This is a genomic window from Halomonas sp. KX33721 (assembly GCF_001596805.1).
Classification (GTDB): Bacteria; Pseudomonadota; Gammaproteobacteria; order Pseudomonadales; family Halomonadaceae; genus Vreelandella; species Vreelandella aquamarina.
Window position 1 is genome coordinate 1 of record NZ_LVIA01000020.1, and the last position, 18,738, is coordinate 18,738.

Annotated in this window: 16 protein-coding genes and 3 pseudogenes; 9 read left to right on the forward strand and 10 right to left on the reverse strand. The window is 53.3% G+C overall.

Annotated elements, in window-relative coordinates:
* Positions 1-713 precede the first annotated feature (713 nt).
* Positions 714-1,006: pseudogene (locus A3220_RS08055) on the forward strand (transposase); the annotation flags it as partial.
* 130 nt (positions 1,007-1,136) lie between these two features.
* On the opposite strand, the gene A3220_RS08060 reads toward A3220_RS08055, so the two are convergent.
* The 8 genes from A3220_RS08060 to A3220_RS08095 all read right to left on the reverse strand — a co-directional run bounded on the left by A3220_RS08060 (position 1,137) and on the right by A3220_RS08095 (position 11,715).
* Positions 1,137-4,163: a type I restriction endonuclease subunit R gene (locus tag A3220_RS08060; protein ID WP_217284281.1), complete on the reverse strand. Its 3,027-nt coding sequence runs from the start codon at positions 4,161-4,163 to the stop codon at positions 1,137-1,139.
* A 68-nt stretch (positions 4,164-4,231) separates the two neighbouring features.
* The gene (locus A3220_RS08065; RefSeq protein WP_062374311.1) at positions 4,232-5,209 is read right to left on the reverse strand and encodes a Fic family protein; all 978 of its coding nucleotides are present in this window, start codon (positions 5,207-5,209) and stop codon (positions 4,232-4,234) included.
* Complete coding sequence (locus A3220_RS08070; RefSeq protein WP_062374313.1) at positions 5,206-5,532, reverse strand: hypothetical protein; 327 nt, start codon at positions 5,530-5,532, stop codon at positions 5,206-5,208. The genes A3220_RS08065 and A3220_RS08070 overlap by 4 nt, the downstream gene beginning before the upstream one ends.
* A 30-nt stretch (positions 5,533-5,562) precedes the next feature.
* Complete coding sequence (locus A3220_RS17555; protein WP_062374315.1) at positions 5,563-5,880, reverse strand: hypothetical protein; 318 nt, start codon at positions 5,878-5,880, stop codon at positions 5,563-5,565.
* 102 nt (positions 5,881-5,982) lie between these two features.
* A complete protein-coding gene (locus tag A3220_RS08080; protein WP_062374317.1) occupies positions 5,983-6,837 on the reverse strand; it encodes a hypothetical protein in 855 nt (284 codons plus the stop codon).
* Complete coding sequence (locus A3220_RS08085; protein WP_062374319.1) at positions 6,834-8,108, reverse strand: restriction endonuclease subunit S; 1,275 nt, start codon at positions 8,106-8,108, stop codon at positions 6,834-6,836. The genes A3220_RS08080 and A3220_RS08085 overlap by 4 nt, the downstream gene beginning before the upstream one ends.
* 1 nt (position 8,109) lies before the next feature.
* On the reverse strand, positions 8,110-9,669 hold the full coding sequence (locus A3220_RS08090) for a type I restriction-modification system subunit M (protein WP_062374321.1): 1,560 nt from the start codon (positions 9,667-9,669) through the stop codon (positions 8,110-8,112).
* 81 nt (positions 9,670-9,750) lie between these two features.
* Entirely contained in the window at positions 9,751-11,715 is a 1,965-nt protein-coding gene (locus A3220_RS08095) for a DNA topoisomerase III (protein WP_062374323.1), read from the reverse strand.
* Between the two features lie 268 nt (positions 11,716-11,983).
* On the opposite strand from A3220_RS08095, the pseudogene A3220_RS08100 reads away from it, so the two are divergent.
* Positions 11,984-12,265 (forward strand): annotated as a pseudogene (locus A3220_RS08100) (AarF/ABC1/UbiB kinase family protein); the annotation flags it as partial.
* A gap of 113 nt (positions 12,266-12,378) precedes the next feature.
* Positions 12,379-14,199, forward strand: coding sequence for an SEC-C domain-containing protein (locus A3220_RS08105; RefSeq protein WP_062374327.1), 1,821 nt, complete (start codon positions 12,379-12,381; stop codon positions 14,197-14,199).
* 18 nt (positions 14,200-14,217) lie between these two features.
* Here A3220_RS08105 and A3220_RS08110 read toward each other — a convergent pair.
* Positions 14,218-15,587, reverse strand: a pseudogene (locus tag A3220_RS08110) (MFS transporter).
* A gap of 131 nt (positions 15,588-15,718) precedes the next feature.
* Here A3220_RS08110 and A3220_RS08115 point away from each other — a divergent pair.
* The 6 genes from A3220_RS08115 (at position 15,719) to A3220_RS17875 (ending at position 18,309) form a co-directional block, all read left to right on the forward strand.
* Complete coding sequence (locus A3220_RS08115; RefSeq protein WP_062374329.1) at positions 15,719-16,237, forward strand: peptidylprolyl isomerase; 519 nt, start codon at positions 15,719-15,721, stop codon at positions 16,235-16,237.
* A 158-nt stretch (positions 16,238-16,395) separates the two neighbouring features.
* Positions 16,396-16,521 (forward strand): cytochrome c oxidase subunit CcoM, encoded by a 126-nt coding sequence (ccoM, locus tag A3220_RS18290; RefSeq protein ID WP_279384657.1) that lies wholly within the window; start codon positions 16,396-16,398, stop codon positions 16,519-16,521.
* A gap of 200 nt (positions 16,522-16,721) precedes the next feature.
* Positions 16,722-17,063 (forward strand): hypothetical protein, encoded by a 342-nt coding sequence (locus tag A3220_RS17860; protein ID WP_244154904.1) that lies wholly within the window; start codon positions 16,722-16,724, stop codon positions 17,061-17,063.
* Between the two features lie 16 nt (positions 17,064-17,079).
* Positions 17,080-17,229, forward strand: a complete 150-nt coding sequence (locus tag A3220_RS17865; RefSeq protein ID WP_244154903.1) for a hypothetical protein — start codon at positions 17,080-17,082, stop codon at positions 17,227-17,229.
* Positions 17,223-17,855 (forward strand): hypothetical protein, encoded by a 633-nt coding sequence (locus A3220_RS17870; RefSeq protein WP_252860434.1) that lies wholly within the window; start codon positions 17,223-17,225, stop codon positions 17,853-17,855. The genes A3220_RS17865 and A3220_RS17870 overlap by 7 nt, the downstream gene beginning before the upstream one ends.
* Positions 17,848-18,309 carry a GGDEF domain-containing protein gene (locus A3220_RS17875; protein ID WP_252860439.1) on the forward strand — a complete coding sequence of 154 codons (462 nt, stop codon included), beginning with the start codon at positions 17,848-17,850 and terminating at the stop codon, positions 18,307-18,309. The genes A3220_RS17870 and A3220_RS17875 overlap by 8 nt, the downstream gene beginning before the upstream one ends.
* Here A3220_RS17875 and A3220_RS08130 read toward each other — a convergent pair.
* On the reverse strand, positions 18,293-18,736 hold the full coding sequence (locus tag A3220_RS08130) for a group 1 truncated hemoglobin (protein WP_252860435.1): 444 nt from the start codon (positions 18,734-18,736) through the stop codon (positions 18,293-18,295). The genes A3220_RS17875 and A3220_RS08130 overlap by 17 nt on opposite strands.
* Positions 18,737-18,738 lie beyond the last annotated feature (2 nt).

Here is an 18,738-nt window from a genome sequence, read left to right on the forward strand (position 1 = left end):
CTATCCGCACTTGTTTCGTGGACATGACTTCAGGTTCCTGAGCACCTATCATGTTTCCCTCGTACGGTTCTGATGGTTGACCACTCCTTCCCTCCACCGGGTCCCATCGAGCTGGTTCCCCGATTTCATCAGTACTATGAGTGGCTCCGACTCCCATTACCCCATCTGGCCGGCTCGCTACACTCGCCGTACCGTACCTCCTGAGTGGCTGTTGTTTCGCTCCCATCACCGCCAGTCACTGCAGTGCTGGGCCAGGGAGCTTGGGGGCAGGTGGCTCCCGTACCTGATAGCGTTAGATCGGAGGAGGGAAATGGGCCTCCCAGGTTCCTGGGAACCCCCTGTGTGAACATGCCCTGCTCTAATGACCCCGGCGACCTTCGTTCACCAAGCCTTTTCAGTGAACTCGTGTTGCCTTCCGCTATCCGCAGGGCGTCGGCGATCGCGTGATGAAAATTTCGGGGCTCAATGACACGGCCTACTCACTTGCTGTCTACGCTTCACAGCGGCGGTTGCCCGACGCTGCGCAAGACTCGCTACCGGCTGGCGGCTACCCTTGGCCGGGTGGGAATTTCACCCACTGGGGTTCAACTCACCCTTTCTGCAGGCCCTGGCCTGCTCCCAGATGACCAAGCTTTGCCTGGCGCACGCGGATGGTATTCTCTTGAGAAATCAGAACGTTCCGGCAAGAATCTGAACCAAGAGAGCCATCCGCCATGGGTGAAAGCCTATCCACCTGGACGCCCTCGTGCAACGGTGCTGCCCGTGTTGAGCTGAGCGGCCAGCGCACCACCAGCGACAGCGGCGCTCTGCTGTTGCGTGAGGCCCTCGACAACAGCGGCGTGATCGAGGCGCTGGAAGACAATCTGGTCGATCGACGCCACCCGCTGCGCATCCGTCATCGCTGGCCAGCCAGTTGCGTACCCTGGTGCTGCAGCGGGCGATGGGCTGGATCGATCTCAGCGATACCGACACGCTGCGCCGTGACCCGCTTTGGCAGTTGGCCTGCAGGCCAGATCGGTGAATGACTTAGTCGCAAAACTGAGCTGACATGCTCCACTTAGGCGGAGCAGGATGCACTAATCGTTCAGCAGTTCTTTGGGTTTGAACTAAGGGTTAGTCTATCTTCGCCATATGTATCAAACCTTCCCCCCAACGCCTTTGAATTTCTCTACAAAAGCCACAATTTTTTGAAAAACGCTTTGCTTTTTGGCGAGGTATTGCGGGTTCAGAGGACTCATCTTGGGCAAAAGGCTGTTGAGTTCAGTGCCTTTTTCACTGGCATATTCCCGCTTGAGCGAGGTAGTGATATAGCGCCGGGCTTCTTCTGCCTTTAAATTCTCTGACTCAATCAGCGCCTCGGCCTCGCGTTGCTGTTCAGCTTGGGCAAAGGTAAAGAAGGCCTCAATCACGCTGGCTTTCTCACCGATCTGATCTAGGTCAGTCTGGTTGATGAAATCAACCACCAGGCCTTCTTTAGCGCGATTGCCTAGGCTGGCTCGGATCACTCGTCGCACCTCTTGCACCAAATCTGCTTTGCTTTTGGTTTTTTTGTTGTGCTCGAAGATCAGCCCAAGGATGTAATCCAGGTTGATCTCCTGGGATTTCAACAGGTCTACTTCAAATTCAACATCATCCCAGTCGAGTGTTGTTGCATCAGTTGCTTCAGCGGCCTTCTGGCGGCGTTGCCAATCGCGGATGTCATTATAGGTCGAGCGGTAATCCTGAACCTTGCGCTCGGAGGGTAAGCGTATGGTTTGCAGCTCCGCCAGCTTTTCATCGTCCAAGTAGTGTTCTGCTTTAAACGCCTCAACTGCCTCCGGGTCGCTAGTGTCCAGGCTTTGCAGGGCTTTTAGGCTGGCAAACTCATCATAGTTTTGCAGCACGTTTTCCACCCGCAGATACTCGCCAAAGACTTTAGCAAAGGCTTTTTTGTCTGCTTCCTTTTCAATGGCCGCAGGATCAGGGAAGTTTTGCTCCAGATCAGCCACGACTTCCATAAAACCGCGCCTTGCATGCCCGGTTACCAAGTCGGTAAAGCCTTCCATATACTCTTTGTAGCTTTTCTCTAACACTACGTTCTTGGTGTTTTTATCCCCAAACAGGGTAATAGCATCCACCGTGGCCTTTTCCAGGTCGCGAAAGGTCACGATGTTGCCGAACGCTTTAGTGGCATCATAGATGCGGTTGGTGCGCGAGAAGGCCTGCATCAAACCGTGATAGCGCAGATTCTTATCGACAAACAGAGTGTTCAGCGTAGGTGCATCAAAGCCGGTGAGGAACATGCCGACCACGATCAGCAGGTCGACTTCCTTGGCTTTTACCCGCTTGGCCAGGTCGCGGTAGTAGTTCTGGAAGCCGTTGCTGTCCACGCTGTAGGTGGTTTTGAAGTAGGCGTTGTAATCCTCAATCGCAGCACTTAAAAATTCCTTAGCGCTGGAGTTCATCGCCGATACATTAAAGCTTTCATCCAGAATGTCGCCGACGGCATCCTGCTCTTCATTGGCCGCAAACGAGAAGATGGTGGCGATTTTCAGAGGCTTGTCGCTGTCTTTTTGCAGCTCATTCAGCGTTTGGTAATAGAGCTTGGCGGCTTCCACGCTGCTCACCGCGAACATGGCATTAAAGCCCTGATTATTACCCTGCAGGCGGTGCGTTTTCTGGCGGTAGTGGTGCAGGATGTACTGCGAAATCTCCCGAATACGTTCCGGGTGCTGCAACGCCTGTTTGTTCTCGGCGGCGCTTAGCGTTTTCTCATCCTGCTCGGTTTCTATTTCCTTGAACTTGGGGCGCACATCGTTGTAATCCACCTTGAACTTGAGCACCTTTTCATCCCGAATGGCGTCGGTGATGACATAAGCGTGCAGTTCGCGACCAAACACGCTGGCGGTAGTGTCCGCGCCTAATGCGTTTTGCGGGAAAATGGGCGTACCGGTAAACCCAAACTGATAGAAGCGTTTGAATTTCTTTTTCAGGTTTTTCTGTGCCTCACCAAACTGGCTGCGGTGGCACTCGTCAAAAATGAACACCACCTGCTGTTTGTATACGGGCAGGTTGGCCTCGCTCTTCATCAGGTTGTTGAGCTTCTGGATGGTGGTGACGATGATTTTGTTATCGTCTTTCTCAATGTTCCTCTTCAGCCCTGCCGTGTTGTCTGAGCCGTTCACGCTATCGGGCGAAAAGCGCTGGTACTCCTTCATGGTTTGGTAGTCCAGGTCTTTCCTGTCGACCACGAAAAACACCTTATCGATAAACTCTAGCTCGGTAGCCAAGCGCGCTGCCTTGAAGCTGGTCAGGGTTTTACCAGAGCCAGTGGTATGCCAGATATACCCGCCACTTTCCGGGGTGCTCCAGTTTTTAGCTTCAAACGAGCTTCTTATCTTCCACAGAATGCGCTCGGTGGCGGCAATTTGATAAGGGCGCATCACCAGTAGGGTGTTGTCGATATCAAACACCGAATAGTGCAGTAGAACGTTCAGCAGGGTGTTCTTTTGGAAAAAAGTCGCTGTAACGTCCTTCAGGTCTTTGAGCAGGGTATTATCGGCCTGCGCCCAATTCATGGTGAAGTCGAAACTGTTTTTGTTGCGCTTGGTGGTGTTGGCAAAGTAGCGGCTATCGGTGCCATTGCTGATCACAAACAGCTGCAAATACTTGAACAAAGAGTGCTCGCTGTTGAAGCTCTCCTTGCTGTAGCGGTGTACCTGATTGAACGCTTCACGAATTGCTACGCCGCGCTTTTTAAGCTCCACCTGCACCAAGGGCAAGCCATTGACCAGAAGAGTCACGTCATAGCGGTTGGCGTGGCTACCGGTTTGGGCAAACTGTTTGATGACCTGCACTTTGTTGCGGGCAATCGTCTTTTTATCGACCAAGTAGATATTCTGGATGCGGCCATCATCGAAGGTAAAATCGTGGATGTAATCGTCATGGATCTTGCGGCTTTTATCCACGCTGCTGTCGCTGGGCTTGTCCAGGTAAGTTTCGACAAAGCGCCGCCATTCGCTTTCTGAAAACAGTACCTGGTTCAACGCCTGTAACTGCTCACGCACATTGGCGAGCAGCGCCTCGGGGCTATTGAGGTTAGGGAGGTACTCATAACCCTGATTGACCAGATCCTGAATCAGCTCCCGCTCTAGGGAATCTTCACTCTGGTAGCTCTCAGCCACCTTCCATTCCTTGCTGTACCTTTCCAACACAATGAAGTTATTGGATTCCGCGATGGGCGTGTACGTTGTCACAGGTGGACCTCCCAATGTCCGGTTTTGTCCGAGCCAATTCGCGTTAACTTGCCCGCTTGTTGCAGTTTAGCGATGGCGCGGGCGATGGTGCGAACATTCTTGCCGATCTGCTCGGCAAGCTGTTGGCGAGTCAGTTGGTTGTTGTTTTGCAGTAAGTGCAAAATCGCCTCTGGCGTTTTCATCTCTTCAATATTTACAGGGGCGTTTAGAGTGGCATTTACAGGGGCATTTTGTGCTAACGTTTGGGCAATTACCGAGAGCATGAAGTGGATAAACGGTGTGCTATCGGCCTGCTGGTCAGCGTCTTCCAGTGCCTGGTAATACTGCTGCTGGTGCTCTTTAATCACGCTTTCCAGCGGTAGAGACAAAAACAACGGATGCCACTGCGACAGAATCAGGGTTTGCCATAAACGCCCCATTCGACCATTGCCATCACTAAAGGGGTGAATGAACTCAAATTCGTAATGAAACACACTGCTGGTAATCAGTGGATGATCCTTGGCCTGCTTCAACCAATTGGCTAAATCCGCCATTAGCCCGGATACCTGATGGGCAGGAGGAGCCACATGATTCACCTCCTTGCCTTTTTGGATGCCCACTGCCTTGTCGCGAAAACGCCCTGCATTGGTCAGAATCTCCGACATCATCAAGCCGTGTGCCGTCAGCAGATGATCTACGTTATCTGGCTGCCAAGTGGGCAGGGCATCATAGGCAGCAATGGCCCCTTTAACTTCTGCCAGCTCACGCACACTGCCCAGCACCGGCTTACCCTCAATCACCGCCGTAATCTGCTCTTCGGTGAGGGTGTTGCCTTCAATCGCCAGCGTGCCTGCCAGGGTTTTGATGCGGTTCTGCTTGCGTAACTGCGGCGACGCATTCAACGCACTGGCATCCAGCCGACCGACCTGCTGGCTGATATCCGCCACTAGGTTCAGAATCTCGCTGGTGATGGTGAAAGGCGGTTGGTAGCTCATGCGTCTTTATCCTGCCTGCTCAGCCGCTTTTTGATTTCTTTGTCGAAGTCCGTCTCAATACGCTGCCGATTATCGAATTGGTCGTGTTCAGTGGTATGTTCCAAAACGGAACCCACCATGTCTTCTTGTAACTCGCCGCTTTCAAAGATGTTTTTCACGTGCTTGGTAATGGCGGTGCGCTGAACACAGAATAAGGCGGCCATGCGCTCTTGAGTCAACCAGATCGTCTCGTTGCTAAACAGCACCTCAACTTTGACTGCTACACTCGGCGCGGTGTAGAGCATAAAATCGGTGGTTTGATCTTGCTGATTCAGGTTCGACATAAAACGTATTCCATGATACGGCCATTCGGCTCAGTCTGTTCCACCATTTTCATTTTCCTTAATTTCTGAAAAGCTGTACGTCTGAGTAAAGTCTTTTATTAATTTTATTAAATTTTCTTTATCATTGCTTTTTATATCAGCTACTTCTTCACCCGCATGAGCAGAATGGCTGTATAGGTTTAACATTCTCTCCATCACGTCTTGATCATCATTAGGCAGCTTCTTAAGCAATTCATTCCATTGCTTATAGCCCAGGAAAGTCGCTGTTTTCTCAATAATGTTTCTTAAGAAGTTAAAGTGGTATCTCTCAACTTTTTCAGCATCTCCGATATTTCTAAGCTCATCCAATAAAAATAAATGGTAAGAAAACGGGTGGTCATTAGAGTCTAGAAGTTTAAACTTTCCGTCAGCCTTTTTTTTCTAATTTGTATTTTTTTTGATTGGTCGCGTTTATAGAGACACTTCCTTTTTTTTATCCGGCAGGTCCTTATAAAGATTATTATTAAACTCATTATGTAGCACATTATAAAAAAGCGGGTTATGCGTTGTGATAATAAATCTAACACCTTGACCATCTTGAAAAGGGCTGGATTTTACCAGCTTAGCTAAACCAACTGCCAGCTCAATCAAATGATTTTCATCAAGCGAGCTAACGGGGTCGTCAATGAACACATATTCTAAATTATCAAACAAAAACTCAGGGTCTTCGTTTTCAGGGTCGTTTAATGTGGTTATTATCTGCTCTAAAAGAACATAAAAAACGCTCCATTTGAAATTGCTTTCTTCGCCTTTGGAAATTTTAATATTAGAGAAAACATCCTCTGCCATTGGATTTCCATCGTCGTCCAACAGCGGCTCACTATTTGAATCTAATATTTGAGTTTTTTCTGGCATCTTAAAAGCGATAGAATTCGACTTAGCGTCCAAATAAAAATCCACACGGGTTCCCGTGACTCTTTTGAATATTTCATCAATACGATTTTCAAGATCTTGCTTGCTAAAAATCCAACTGGTGAAGCCATTCTCATGAGCCTGCAACTTAGGGGAAGCCTCAACACCTGACTGATAATGCCAATAGAATAAATCCTCGGTAAATGAGTTGTAGTAAAGAAATTTCTTATTTGAGAAACCAGTAGAATCACCATCATCAGTATCAATAAGCTTTTTGAGTTCAGCTGATAAACGGGTTTTTCCCGTACCATTGAAAGCGTAAATGAGCTGTACTTTTGGAACAGGCTTAGCCCCCTTCCTAGTAACCGTTGGGGTAATCAGTTGCTGGGCTATTTCCTCAAGCTTGTTGCTCATATCAGGCTGCCTCTTTTTTCAGACTTAGGAAAGCTCAACAGCAGGTCACGGTAGTATTCGTACTGCTTCTGGCGCAATTCGATTTCGCGGGGCAAGCCTTCGCTGATGGAGGTTGTGAGGGTGTCGAATTTGTCGAGGATGGTGACAATTCGGGCTTGTTCAGCAAGGGATTTTTCTGGGTCGTTTGCATAGGGAATCGGCACTTTCAGACTCTTAACGATCTGTGCGTTTATATTTGTTTGCGAACCTGTGCCTAGCGACTTGATGTATTCATATTCGCTGGTTAGGTAGTGAAAAACATAACGGTAATTCACAACTCTATCGTCAAGATCTATATTTGCGCATGCTTGATTCGTCGCCATAGAAATTTTATTAATTCCGACTTTCCCAACTGTTGCGCCATACATAGCAACAATCACACAGTTTTCAGGAATCCATTTTGCACTCGAGTTTTTTAATCCGGCCTCAGTGATTTTTACACCTGTATCCCATATCTCGCGGAAGTCTATTTCTTGTGTCCTCAACCAAGGAATACTTCCATCATAATACTCAGATATACCAGTTCTTGGAGTCCCGCCGGATGAAATTTTCTTCGATACCTCATCCAACTTTTTCCACTCCACCTCTCCTTCCTCAAAACTCAACAACTGGTCGCGGTAGTGGTTGTATTGTTTTTTGCGCAGGCTAAGCTCGGCGGTCAGCTCGGCGGTCAGCTCGGTAAAGGTGTCCAGAATGCGGACTATTTCGGCCTGAATCTCAAGCGATTTTGCGGGATTATCCGGGAAGGGGACGGGGATTTTTATTTTTTCCATAAGCGCGCTTGAGCTTAGGTTGGGTTGCGCACCACCACCAGCAATTACGTAAATTTTCTCAACTTTTGAAAGAAGATAGTGATACAAATACCGATTGTTAAGGGTTTCCAGTTTTGGTAAGAACTTCCCGACTCGTTGATTTAGATAGGCGGGATTCTCATGAGAATAAAAACCAATTTTCCCCGTAGTTGCACCAGACATAGCAATTAAAATATCGCCTTTGCATACTTTGTAGGATGCCGTGTTTTCCCTGTAGTCAGAAGGATCAAAATACTTCACATCGGACAAGTTAATGTTTTTCCCGTCAACATTTGTAATTCGGACTATCGGCAGGCCGCTTTCTTTAAACAAACTGCTCTTAAATGCGAAACCGTTCTTGAAGTCGCAAACCTCCTCCAGCGCTTTCCACTCCACCTCAGCGCCATCCAGCAGCTTTTCCATAAAACTCAGTTCACTCATCTCAAGCTCCCTCTATTTCCGCCACAATCGCATCAATATCCGTCCTTAGCTGATCAATTTTGGCCACGGTGGTTTTCAACTCGACATTTAGCTGGGTGATGTCGGTTTTCTCGCGAGTGTCCTCGGCTTCCACATAGCTGCTGACTGAGAGGTTATAATCGTTGTCAGCGATTTTTTCCAAGGGCACCGAGCGGGCCAGGTAATCGACATTCTCTTTACTATCAAACACCGCCATGATCTGCTTGATATGTTCATCCGTCAGGACGTTGTTGTTGGTTTCTTTTTTGAATAAACCGCTGGCATCAATAAACTGGGTCGTCGTGTCGCTTTTATGTTTGGCCAGCACCAGAATCGTTACCGCGATGGTGGTGCCAAAAAACAGGTTGGGAGCCAGCGAGATCACCGTTTCCACGTAGTTGTTATCGACCAGGTATTTCCTAATTTTCTGCTCCGCACCGCCACGGTAGAAAATGCCGGGGAAGCAGACAATTGCCGCACGGCCTTTGCTGGAAAGGTAGTTAAGTGCATGGAGCACAAAGGCAAAATCGGCCTTGGACTTGGGCGGCAACACACCGGCGGGCGCAAAGCGGTCATCGTTGATCAGGGTGGGGTCATCACTGCCGATCCACTTCACTGAGTAAGGCGGATTGGAAACGATGGCATCAAAGGGCTTTTCATCCCCAAAGTGCGGGTTGGTCAGGGTGTTGCCCAGCTGAATATCGAACTTGTCGTAGTTAATGTTGTGCAAAAACATATTCATACGGGCAAGGTTATACGTGGTGTGGTTAATCTCCTGGCCGTAAAAACCTTCTTCAATGATGTGGTTATCAAAGTGCTTTTTGGCTTGCAGCAGCAGCGAGCCACTGCCCGCTGCGGGGTCGTAAATCTTGTTAACGCTGGTCTGTTTGTGCATGGCTAGCTGAGCAATCAGTCGGGACACATGCTGCGGGGTAAAAAACTCACCACCGGATTTACCGGCATTAGCGGCATAGTTGGAGATCAAGAACTCGTAGGCATCGCCAAACAGGTCAATCTGGCTGCCTGCGTTTTCTTCAAAAAAGGCGTGACCAAAATCTAACCCAGCTACTCCTCTTAGCACATGCGCCAAGCGGGTGTTTTTGTCCCTTACCGTGCTGCCTAGGCGGTTGCTGGTGGTGTCAAAATCAGCGAACAGGCCTTTAATGTCGGCTTCAGACGGATAGCCGTTGGCGGAGTTTTCAATATCCGAAAAGATAGTCGCCAGATCGGTGTTCAGGCTTTCGTTGGTGTTGGCGCTTTTTGCCACGTTGCTGAACAGCTGGCTGGGGTAGATAAAGTAGCCCTTGGTTTTGATGGCATCATCTTTGATGTCGGGCGTGATTACGCTATCAGGCAGCTCGGCATAGTTGACGCTGTCATCACCGGCTTCGATGTAATTGACAAAATTCTCGCTGATAAAGCGATAAAACAGAGTGCCAAGTACGTAATGCTTAAAATCCCAGCCATCGACTGAGCCACGCACATCGTTGGCAATGGCCCAAATTTGGCGTTGCAGGGCGGCACGTTGTTGGGTGCTAGTCATGACTCTTTACTCGTTTTAAATCGTTGGTGGTGGTTGCTCTATCATAACGGCAGTGTGACGTCTCAATCGACTGCGGCCCTCTTAATCCGTCGTTCTCCTCGTCCGTCGCTTCCCCGCCGCACTGTTACGGCTCCCCGTAGCTGTCTTACTACCAGTGCTTTTACGCCGTGTGTAGCTTTTCTTAGTGGCTCCGCTGCGTTTGGCGGGGCCTCCAACTTCGCCTTGGGCGGTTTGTAAGCTATGGTGTAGTCTGGCCGCGTCGCTTTGGCTTAGTAGGGCGCGTAAGTCTTCCAGCAGCGCCTGCTGGAAGGCGTTGGGGTCGTCTTGTTGTTCAGAGATCGCTCGCAGGCGTTGCTCCCAGAGGGCAGTACGTTCCGGTGTACTGACGGCGCTGGGCAGGGCGGCGATTAGCGCGCAGCCGAGTTTGGTGGCGCGTAGGGCTTTTTGCTGGCGCACTAGGTAGCCGCGCTGCACCAGGGTTTCGATAATGCCTGCGCGGGTGGCTTCGGTGCCCAGGCCGTCGGTGTCGCGCAGAGTGCGGCGCACGTTTGGGTCGTCTACGTAGCGGCCAATGTTCATCATTGCTTTGATTAAGCTGGCATCGGTGAATGGTTCTGATGGCCGGGTCTCTTTTTCTTCCACGCCTGCGGCGAGTGCTTGGCAGGCTTCGCCTTGGGTGAGCGGTGGCAGCGGCGGGGTGTCTTCGCGGGTGGTGAACAGTGGCTTCCAGCCGGGGTCGAGAATGCTTTGGCCGCGAGCGCGAAAGGCTTCATTCAGCAGGGTGAACTCGGCTTTCACTTCAAAAGTGCGCAGCGGGCGGTAGAACTGCGCCATCACGTTGCGCACGATTAGCCGAAACACATGGCCTTCGGTGGCGGAAAGCTGGCTGACATCGGCGGGCTTGCCGGTCGGTGCTAAGGCGTGGTGCGCGCCCACCTGCTTATCGTTCCAGGCTTTCGAGCGTAGGGTAAAGTCGGCCCCGTTGAGCCAACCTCGTAACGTGTCGTCATTCTGGCAAGCACCGGAGAGGCTGCGCTGGGCAAGCGCTAGGTGCTCTTCCGGAAGGTAGCGGCAGTCTGAGCGGGGGTAGGTGATCAGTTTGTGCTGCTCGTAAAGCCGCTGGCAAACATCCAGCACCATCTGCGCGGAAAGCCCAAAGCGGCGGGCGGCATCTACCTGCAAGGCAGAGAGCGAGTAGGGCAGCGGTGGCGCTTGGCGCTTTTCTTGCTGGTCTAATGTGGTGAGCGTGCCGCGTGCGCCGGGTAGTTGAGCGGCCAGGGCATCGGCGGGCGTGCGGTCAATCAGTCGCCCTTGCTCATCCAAAGGTTGATGCGCTTTAGGAGCCCACCAGGCACGCAGCTGGCCTTGCGCCACCTGTAAATCTACCCAAAGCGGGTAGAACGGATGGGGTTTGAAATCACGAATGCTGTTATCCCGCCGTACAATCAGCCCAAGTACCGGGGTTTGTACGCGGCCTACCGAGAGCACGCCATCGTGCCCAGCTTGGCGGCCGGTGAGCGTCCAGGCGCGGGTGAGATTAATACCATACAGCCAGTCAGCCCGAGAGCGCGCTTGGGCGGCCTGAAACAGCGGCTGAAACTCAGCATTCGGCCGCAGGCTGGCCAGCGCTCGGCTTACCGCTGGGCGGTTGAGGTCGCTAATCAATAGCCGCTGCACCGGGCCACGATACTTCAAATACTCGATCACCTCTTGTACCAGCAGTTGGCCTTCGCGGTCTGGGTCGCCAGCGTGCACCACGCTGGTAGCCTGCTTGATCAGTTTACGAATCACTGCTAACTGGCCACGGGCTTTGGAGCGCGGCGCGAGCTGCCACGTGTCGGGCACGATGGGCAGCCGGTCGAGCCGCCACTGTTTATCGGCGGGGTCGTAGGCTTCCGGTGGAGCTTGCTCTAGCAGGTGGCCCAGGCACCAAGTCACCGTGGTATCGCCGCACACAATCGCGCCTTCCTGGCGCTTGCCGCCACCGGGCAGGGCGTCGGCAATGGCACGGGCGAGGCTGGGTTTCTCGGCGATAATCAAGCGCATACGGTAGGCCCTGGTAGCGGTCTTTGAAAGAGTGTCATGGTAGCAGAAGCCGCTCAGTGGGTTGAACGTCGAGGCGTGAAAATTTATACAGGTACTTAAAAGGTGTCGTGTGTCATTTGTTTGTATAGTTTTTGTATAGAGTTATCGGATTGAGTAAGCTGTCGCAAAGCACTGGGAGGCGGTTTTTATGCGCGAGCGCGGTAGAACACGACGTTTATTTGGGCTGGGTGCGCGTACGGGTGGTGCCCTGCTGAAAACGCGGTTAGGCGGCCAAGGCGCTCCGCTGGCGCTGTATCGCGAATCCGCTGAGTGTATTACCCCGCTGTTCGCCCCAGGCGAGCAGGATTTCAGCGACGTGCGCGTTCATCGCCGCCTGCGGGAGCTCACCCCCAAAGTGTGGGCCGCCATGGATCGTCTTCAGCCCCCGGCAGATACGCTGCTGCTCTCTCGGGCGCTCAACGGCCACTACTGGAACTTGGTACGCTTAAAGGCCCGTTTAGATATGCACGACCGAACTCAGCCGCTGCTGGGCTGGGCGCGTACTGCTTAGCCAAGGCCCTGCCAAGCGATGACCGCTGCGGTAGCCCCGCCAGCCATGCTAGACTATTGCGCTTTTTAATCGGTTTTACAGATTTTATAGTCTTGAAGACAGTGGAGACGGCAATGCTGGCGGTATGGGTCGATCAACTGCTGGGATTTGCCTCTGGGGCACTCTCGGCAATCAGGCAGCAGGAACACTACCCCGATTTTATGACGTGGGTACGTGACAAAGGCGCGCAGGCGTTTAACGGCGATGTGGCCACCGCACAGGCGCTAGCGCCCATTTTATGGTCGCAAACTCCGCTAGAGCGGCTGGATTTTGCTAGCGAGCCCTTGGCAACACCTGGCCGCAACGAGCCGTGCTGGTGCGATTCCGGACGTAAATATAAGCAGTGCTGCTACCGCGTTAATTTCCCGACCGACATCCCTGAACAGATGATGTGGATGCTCTCGCTGCGCGAATGGAAGGGGGCCACGCTGAAGGCGGCGTTAGATAGCCAGCAGGCACCACCTCAAGCGCTGCTAGAAGCTGGGCTGATTGCCGCAGAGAGTGGTCAAACCGGCCGTTCCATGCAGATTCTTGAGTCGCTGTTTGATGGTAGCGACTGGTCGCGCCTGCCAGAGCAGGCTGAGCCAGCTTTTGAAATTCTGCTGGATATCTATCAAGAGCGCGGCTTTACCCGCAAGCGTGCCGACCTGTTGGACGACGTGATGGAGCGCGGGCCGCTGTTTTTACGCGGCGTGGCCCTTGAGAGGCTGTGCTTGATGCACCTGGATAACGATGATTTAGATAGCGCCCGCGCGGCGTTTGTCAAAGCTCAGCAGGCGCTGCCCGATTCGCCAACGCTGGCCTACATTGAAGCCATGCTGCTACTCCATGAAGGCCATGAGAAAGAGGCCAAAGAGCGCGCTAATTTCTGGTATCGCCGGTTGGTGCGCCAAGGGGATCTGGATGAAGATCAGCTCGAATTCCTGGCCGCTCTGGCAGATAACCCCGGCGCAACGCTGGCCGACCAGCTCTTGAGTGCTGAAGAAGATATGGCGACGCCGCTGGTCTCGCTTCAGGCGCTGCTAGCGGCGCTGCCCGTTGCTCCCAAGCTTTCCATTGAGCAGGATGCTGAGACTGGCCGCCTGCACTACACCACTACCGCCCGTGAAGAGACGCTGTTTGCCGCGTGGCACGAGCAGTTCCAGGTCATGGTAGATGAAGAGGTGGCGCTGGGCTTCCGTGACGACCCCTGGGTCAATGCGATTGATTGGATGTCGGCGCTGTGCGCCCACCCGGAGTGGCTGGATGCGCCGCAAGTGGTGCAAGACCTAACGCTGGCGCTGACCAGCCGCTTCGGCAGCCTACCGTGGATGGCACCCAGCCTGCTGGAACCGTTGGCGCTGCGCCTTTCACGCTGGCTGGAACAGGCCCGCGCCGCAGGCGACGGCAGCCTGTGTTGGGACGATGCCGATAATGTCATGCTGCTGCGCACCGGCTTGGCGCTGGTTGTCGGCATGGAGCGTGGCGCTCGCCAACACTCCCGGGAGCTAGCCGAAGAGCTGCTGGCGATTGACCAAGAAGATAGCCTGGGCTTGAAAGAGCTGGTGCTTGATCAACTGCTGCGCGATGACCGCAACGAAGAGGCGCTGGCGCTGACTGAAGAGCCGCAAAAAGATGACGGCTCGCTGGTGTTAGGGTTGCTGATGGGGCGCACGCTGGCGCTTTACCGGTTAGGGCAGCAGGAGGCCGCCGAAGCGGCACTGGCGGAGGTGGTTGCCCACAACCGCCACGCGCTAGAACTAATTTGCGCGGAGAACCCAAGGCCCTCCATGCCTCATCCTGATGGGCAGGTTGACCCTGGCTCCCGAGCGGAAGCGTGGCAGTACCGTACGCTGATGCGCGACCAGTGGCGCACCACGCCAGGGGCGCTGGATTGGTTAGCCAGCCACCGCTGAGCTATTCGCTGACGGTTTTTAGCTGCCTGCCTCGGTAACTGGGGTAGGCACTAGCTGTTTATCTCGGCTTATCCAAATGGCCAGCAGAATGGCGGGTAAGCCGAGCACTGTGGCTACCACAAAGAAAGTGGCATAACCCTGAGCGCTTACCACAATCCCGCCAAACCCGCTCAGGAATTTCCCCGGTAGCGTCATCAGCGACGAAAACAGCGCGTACTGCGTGGCGGTATATGCCCGCGAGGTCAAGCTTGAAAGAAACGCGATAAACACCGCACTGGCCAGGCCGTTGGCTAGGTTATCGCCAATGATCGTGACTACCAGCATCGGCACCTGATTGCCGATTAGCGCAAGCACCGCAAACAGCAGGTTGGTGACCATCACCAGCCCCGCGCCGAAAATCAGCAGTGGGCCAATGCCGTAACGGGCCACCAGCAGCCCGCCTAGAATGCCTCCTGCAATGCTCATCGCAATCCCGAAAATATTGGTGACGTTGGCAATAGTCGCCAGTGAAAAGCCCAGGTCGATATAGAGCGGGTTGGCCATCGATGCCATGGCCAGGTCGCTGATACGGAACACGGCAATAAACACCAAAATACCCATCGCCTTCACCCCATAGCGGCGGAAGAAGTCGGTAAACGGGCAAACAATCGCGCCAATCACCCAAGCGCCCAAGCGGCGCAGCGTTTTGGGCTTTCCACGGCTGGCGCGAATAAAGGCGCGCACTTTGGGTTCATGGATTAGTTGCACGGTTAATGAAGCGCGCTTGGGTTCTGGGCGAATCAGTACGGTGATCACGCCAATGCTCACCAGGGCGGCCATGGTCAGGTAAGCCGCGTTCCACGATACCGCCGATGCCACATAAAGCGCACCGGCCCCTGCCGCTAGTAGCCCGCCGCGATAGCCAATAATGTAGGTGGAGGCCATGGCTGCTTGAACATCATCATCGGCGGATTCAATACGGTAAGCATCAATGGCGATATCTTGCGTGGCGGAGCCAAACGCCACCAATAGCGCAAAGGCGGCGACCCAGCTAGGTTGTCGATTGGGTCTACTCCTGCGAGGCCAATGAGACCGGCGGCAATCATGCCCTGGGCCAACAGCATCCAGCCGCGTCGTTGTCCAAAGGCGCGGGTGAGCAGAGGCAGCGCGAGTCGGTCTACCACCGGTGCCCAGAAGAATTTGATGGAGTAGAGCATGCCGATCCAGGCAAAAAAACCGATGGCAGCTACTTCGACCCCGTCGCTACGTAGCCATGCGGAGAGCGTCGAAAACACCAGTAGAAAGGGCAGGCCAGCGGAAAAGCCTAAAAACAGCATGGTGATGACAGGCGCTTTGCAGTAAATACCAAGCGCCGCCAGCCAACTGCGCTGAGGAGTCGGGGTGGGCATGTAAGGGAGTACTCCAAAAAGAAACATCGGTGACGTGGGCCGCTCAAAAACCCGTCGATGTTAGACTATGGATAGGGTTCATGGTTGGCGTTCCATGACAAAGCCGACAGCTTACCGGAGAGGAGTTTTCCATGTCGATTACCGCCCATCAGGTAGTGACTCTGCACTACGTGCTTAGCGATGTGCTCAGCGATGGCAGCCCCCGCGTGTTGGATGACTCCAACGCACGTCAGAAACCCCTGGAGTATCTTCACGGCCACGATAATATTTTGCCGGGCTTGGAGCGAGATTTAACCGGCAAAGCCGTAGGTGATGAACTAAGCGTCACGCTGGCTCCCGCTGATGCTTACGGCCTGCGTAACGAAGAGTTGGTGCAAGAGGTGAGTCGCGCGTCGTTTGGCGGTGCAGAGATTGAGCCAGGCAGCCGTTTTCAAACCGAAGGCGAGGCTGGCCCGCAGATCGTCACCGTGCTGAACATCGACGGCGATACCGTCACGGTGGATACCAACCACCCCTTGGCGGGCCATACGCTGCGCTATCAGGTGAAGATTCTAGACGTTCGCGATGCCACCCGTGCAGAGCTTGCTAAAGGCCATCCGCTGCCACCGGGCACCGAGCACAGCAAAGTAGAAGACCGTAAAGTGCTCTAAAAAAGCCGTTTTTATCGGGTGAAGCGCGTTAAAAACTGACCTGTATCAAGTTCCCGTTTACCCTTGCGGCCACCATTTTAAAAGCTTGACCCAGGTCAGTTTCCCCTTCTCTGAACGCAGTACGATGGCCCCATACATCACGGCGGGAGGGAAGCACCATGTACTGGGATGATGCGGTAATTTTCGGCCTAGTTACTGTCGCGCTAATGATCACCTTTATGGTTGGTTGGGTAGGCTTTGTGGTACGTGACCATTTGCGTAAGGATGAACGTAAGAAGCCTTAATTCAGCAGGCTGTGTCAGTCGTCAGGGGAGGGGGCTTACGTTAATGTGTAAGCTTCCTGTTGCCGGCCCAAGGGGCCGGCTTTTTTGCGTCTTTTTTTTTAAGTTGTATTAATAACCGTTGAAGCGCATTGGCAGTTATGCGTTGGTAAAGTGCCTGTTTTAAGCCTAAAGTACTCAACCACATTAGGAAGCTCACTGCTATGAATGCTGTCTTTTCACGCTTGCCGATGCATTGGCGCTGTGGGGCGCTAATAAAAGCAGGATTAGTACTCGTCTTTACCACTGTTGGAGGGGCACCTGTCTCGGCAAATGCTCAGACATTAACCCTGATTAATGGTGAGTCAACGCAAAAGATCGCGCTCGGCGAGCTACTCCACCAATCGGATGTCACGTTTACAGTGTTCGACCCTTATCAGGGCCGCGACGTTGAAATGCGCGGCGTTGCGTTTCGTGATTTTTTAATCGAACACTTTGGTGAGATACCGCCAGCATTGCACTTTACGACCTGGGATGACTACGAAGTGAGCCTGGGGCTGGGATGACCCAACCTGGTACTTGGTGACGTCTGAAGATGGCGAGCCGCTGACGCTACGCACACGGGGGCCTATTCGGTTAGTTGAGCGCGAATATTCGGGCCGCGATGTGGCTAACCTGCGTGATTTCAACGATTGGGTCTGGATGATTCGCAGTATTGAGGCGCAATGGTGAGTGCCACGCCGCCTAATAAATCGCCGGTCTCGTCACGCTTACGGCGTGGAGGGCGGCGTTACGTCACATGGTTGACACTAAGCCTGATGAGCTTTGTTGGGCTGATGGTACTGATTGTGTACGAGGCGCGCTGGGTTTACCCAGAAATACAGGCTTATTTCAGCCAGACGGGCAGCTTAACTGGCCAACAGTTGGCGACTCGTGCGCGTGGTTACGTGCAGCGCGCCCAGGAAAAGCTGTTGATGGCCTCGTCGCCCGTTGAGCTAGGCGAAGCGCGCCTTTCATTGGATCTGGCCTATGGCCTGTTTGATGTGCATATCTACCGCCAGTATTACGCCTGCACTGCATCCAGCCTAGCGTTGATAGATGGGTTGGCTGAGCTCATTGACGCCCAACAGATCGATCCTTTCGATGCGGCCCATGCGCTGTTTATTCCAGTGGAGTGCTTAACTCGTATTGAGATGGATCAGTTGGATCGCCGTGGTATGGCTATCAATGATTTCTCCTCCAGCACGCGCCGTCATAATCAGGTATTGATCTACTCCAGTCTGCTGATTTTTGTCTTAGGCTTGCTCTTTTGGGCGATGCACGAGCGCCAATTGCGGCGCACTCACCGGTATCGGTAACCGCAGTGCGCTCCATCAGGATGTCGCCGCTTACTCAGGCCGCTCCATAGGGCTGATTCTGGTCGATATCGATTTCTTTAAGCAGTATAACGATGCCTTGGGCCACCCTGAGGGGGATCGCCTGCTGCGCCTGCTGGCGAATTTACTAGGAGATGCGCTCGGTGCCGAGGCCACGCTATATCGCCTTGGGGGCGATGAGTTTGCCGCGTTGCTGCCGTGTCCCACTGATCAAGCGCTGACCCAGTATTGTGAGGCGTTACAAGTAGAGCTTGAGGCGGCGCAGTTCTCGCACCCTGCCCATCCCGATAACAAAGATGTCACCTTAAGTATTGGGGGAGCGCGCTTTGTAGCCGATGCAAACTCGTTTGCGGTGGCCTATGAGGCGGCCGACAAAGCGCTCTATCAGGTGAAAACAGCAGGGCGTGATGGCTGGCAGGTTACTGCAAGCGCATAACATCTTTGTACATGGGAGCCAGGCGGCCGAGCATATCGTTGCGGGCCGCCAGCGGCACTCCTTCCTCTACCATGGCCGCGTCCAGGTACTCCACTACTCGATTAAAATGCGCATCGGTAATGCCCATGGTTTGGTGGGCGCGGTCCATGGGTGGGCCTTTGTACTGGCAGGGGCCGTCGCTTACATCACACAGCTGAGAGGCCAGCGATGCCGCAAACAGGTCAATATTGTTATTGGCAAAGTAGCTGACGATCTCTTCGTCATCGGCAATGCGGTAAAGCAGGTTTTCGACCACGGCTTCAATGGTGGGCTGGCCGCCGATACGCTCATACAGCGTGGCGTGTTGGTGATGCTGGGCACAGCCGGTTAGCAACAGCGTACCGATGAACGCACTGGTCATTAGCAGGCTGCGCGAAGTGCTTTTCAACT

What these genes read in the sequence shown, in the direction of transcription:
- A3220_RS08065 (WP_062374311.1), bottom strand. Translation starts at nt 5,209, where the DNA reads ATGAGCTACCAACCGCCTTTCACCATCACCAGCGAGATTCTGAACCTA.
- A3220_RS08070 (WP_062374313.1), bottom strand. Translation starts at nt 5,532, where the DNA reads ATGTCGAACCTGAATCAGCAAGATCAAACCACCGATTTTATGCTCTAC.
- A3220_RS08080 (WP_062374317.1), bottom strand. Translation starts at nt 6,837, where the DNA reads ATGAGCAACAAGCTTGAGGAAATAGCCCAGCAACTGATTACCCCAACG.
- A3220_RS08085 (WP_062374319.1), bottom strand. Translation starts at nt 8,108, where the DNA reads ATGAGTGAACTGAGTTTTATGGAAAAGCTGCTGGATGGCGCTGAGGTG.
- A3220_RS08090 (WP_062374321.1), bottom strand. Translation starts at nt 9,669, where the DNA reads ATGACTAGCACCCAACAACGTGCCGCCCTGCAACGCCAAATTTGGGCC.
- A3220_RS08095 (WP_062374323.1), bottom strand. Translation starts at nt 11,715, where the DNA reads ATGCGCTTGATTATCGCCGAGAAACCCAGCCTCGCCCGTGCCATTGCC.
- A3220_RS08105 (WP_062374327.1), top strand. Translation starts at nt 12,379, where the DNA reads ATGCTGGCGGTATGGGTCGATCAACTGCTGGGATTTGCCTCTGGGGCA.
- A3220_RS08115 (WP_062374329.1), top strand. Translation starts at nt 15,719, where the DNA reads ATGTCGATTACCGCCCATCAGGTAGTGACTCTGCACTACGTGCTTAGC.
- ccoM (WP_279384657.1), top strand. Translation starts at nt 16,396, where the DNA reads ATGTACTGGGATGATGCGGTAATTTTCGGCCTAGTTACTGTCGCGCTA.
- A3220_RS17860 (WP_244154904.1), top strand. Translation starts at nt 16,722, where the DNA reads ATGAATGCTGTCTTTTCACGCTTGCCGATGCATTGGCGCTGTGGGGCG.
- A3220_RS17870 (WP_252860434.1), top strand. Translation starts at nt 17,223, where the DNA reads ATGGTGAGTGCCACGCCGCCTAATAAATCGCCGGTCTCGTCACGCTTA.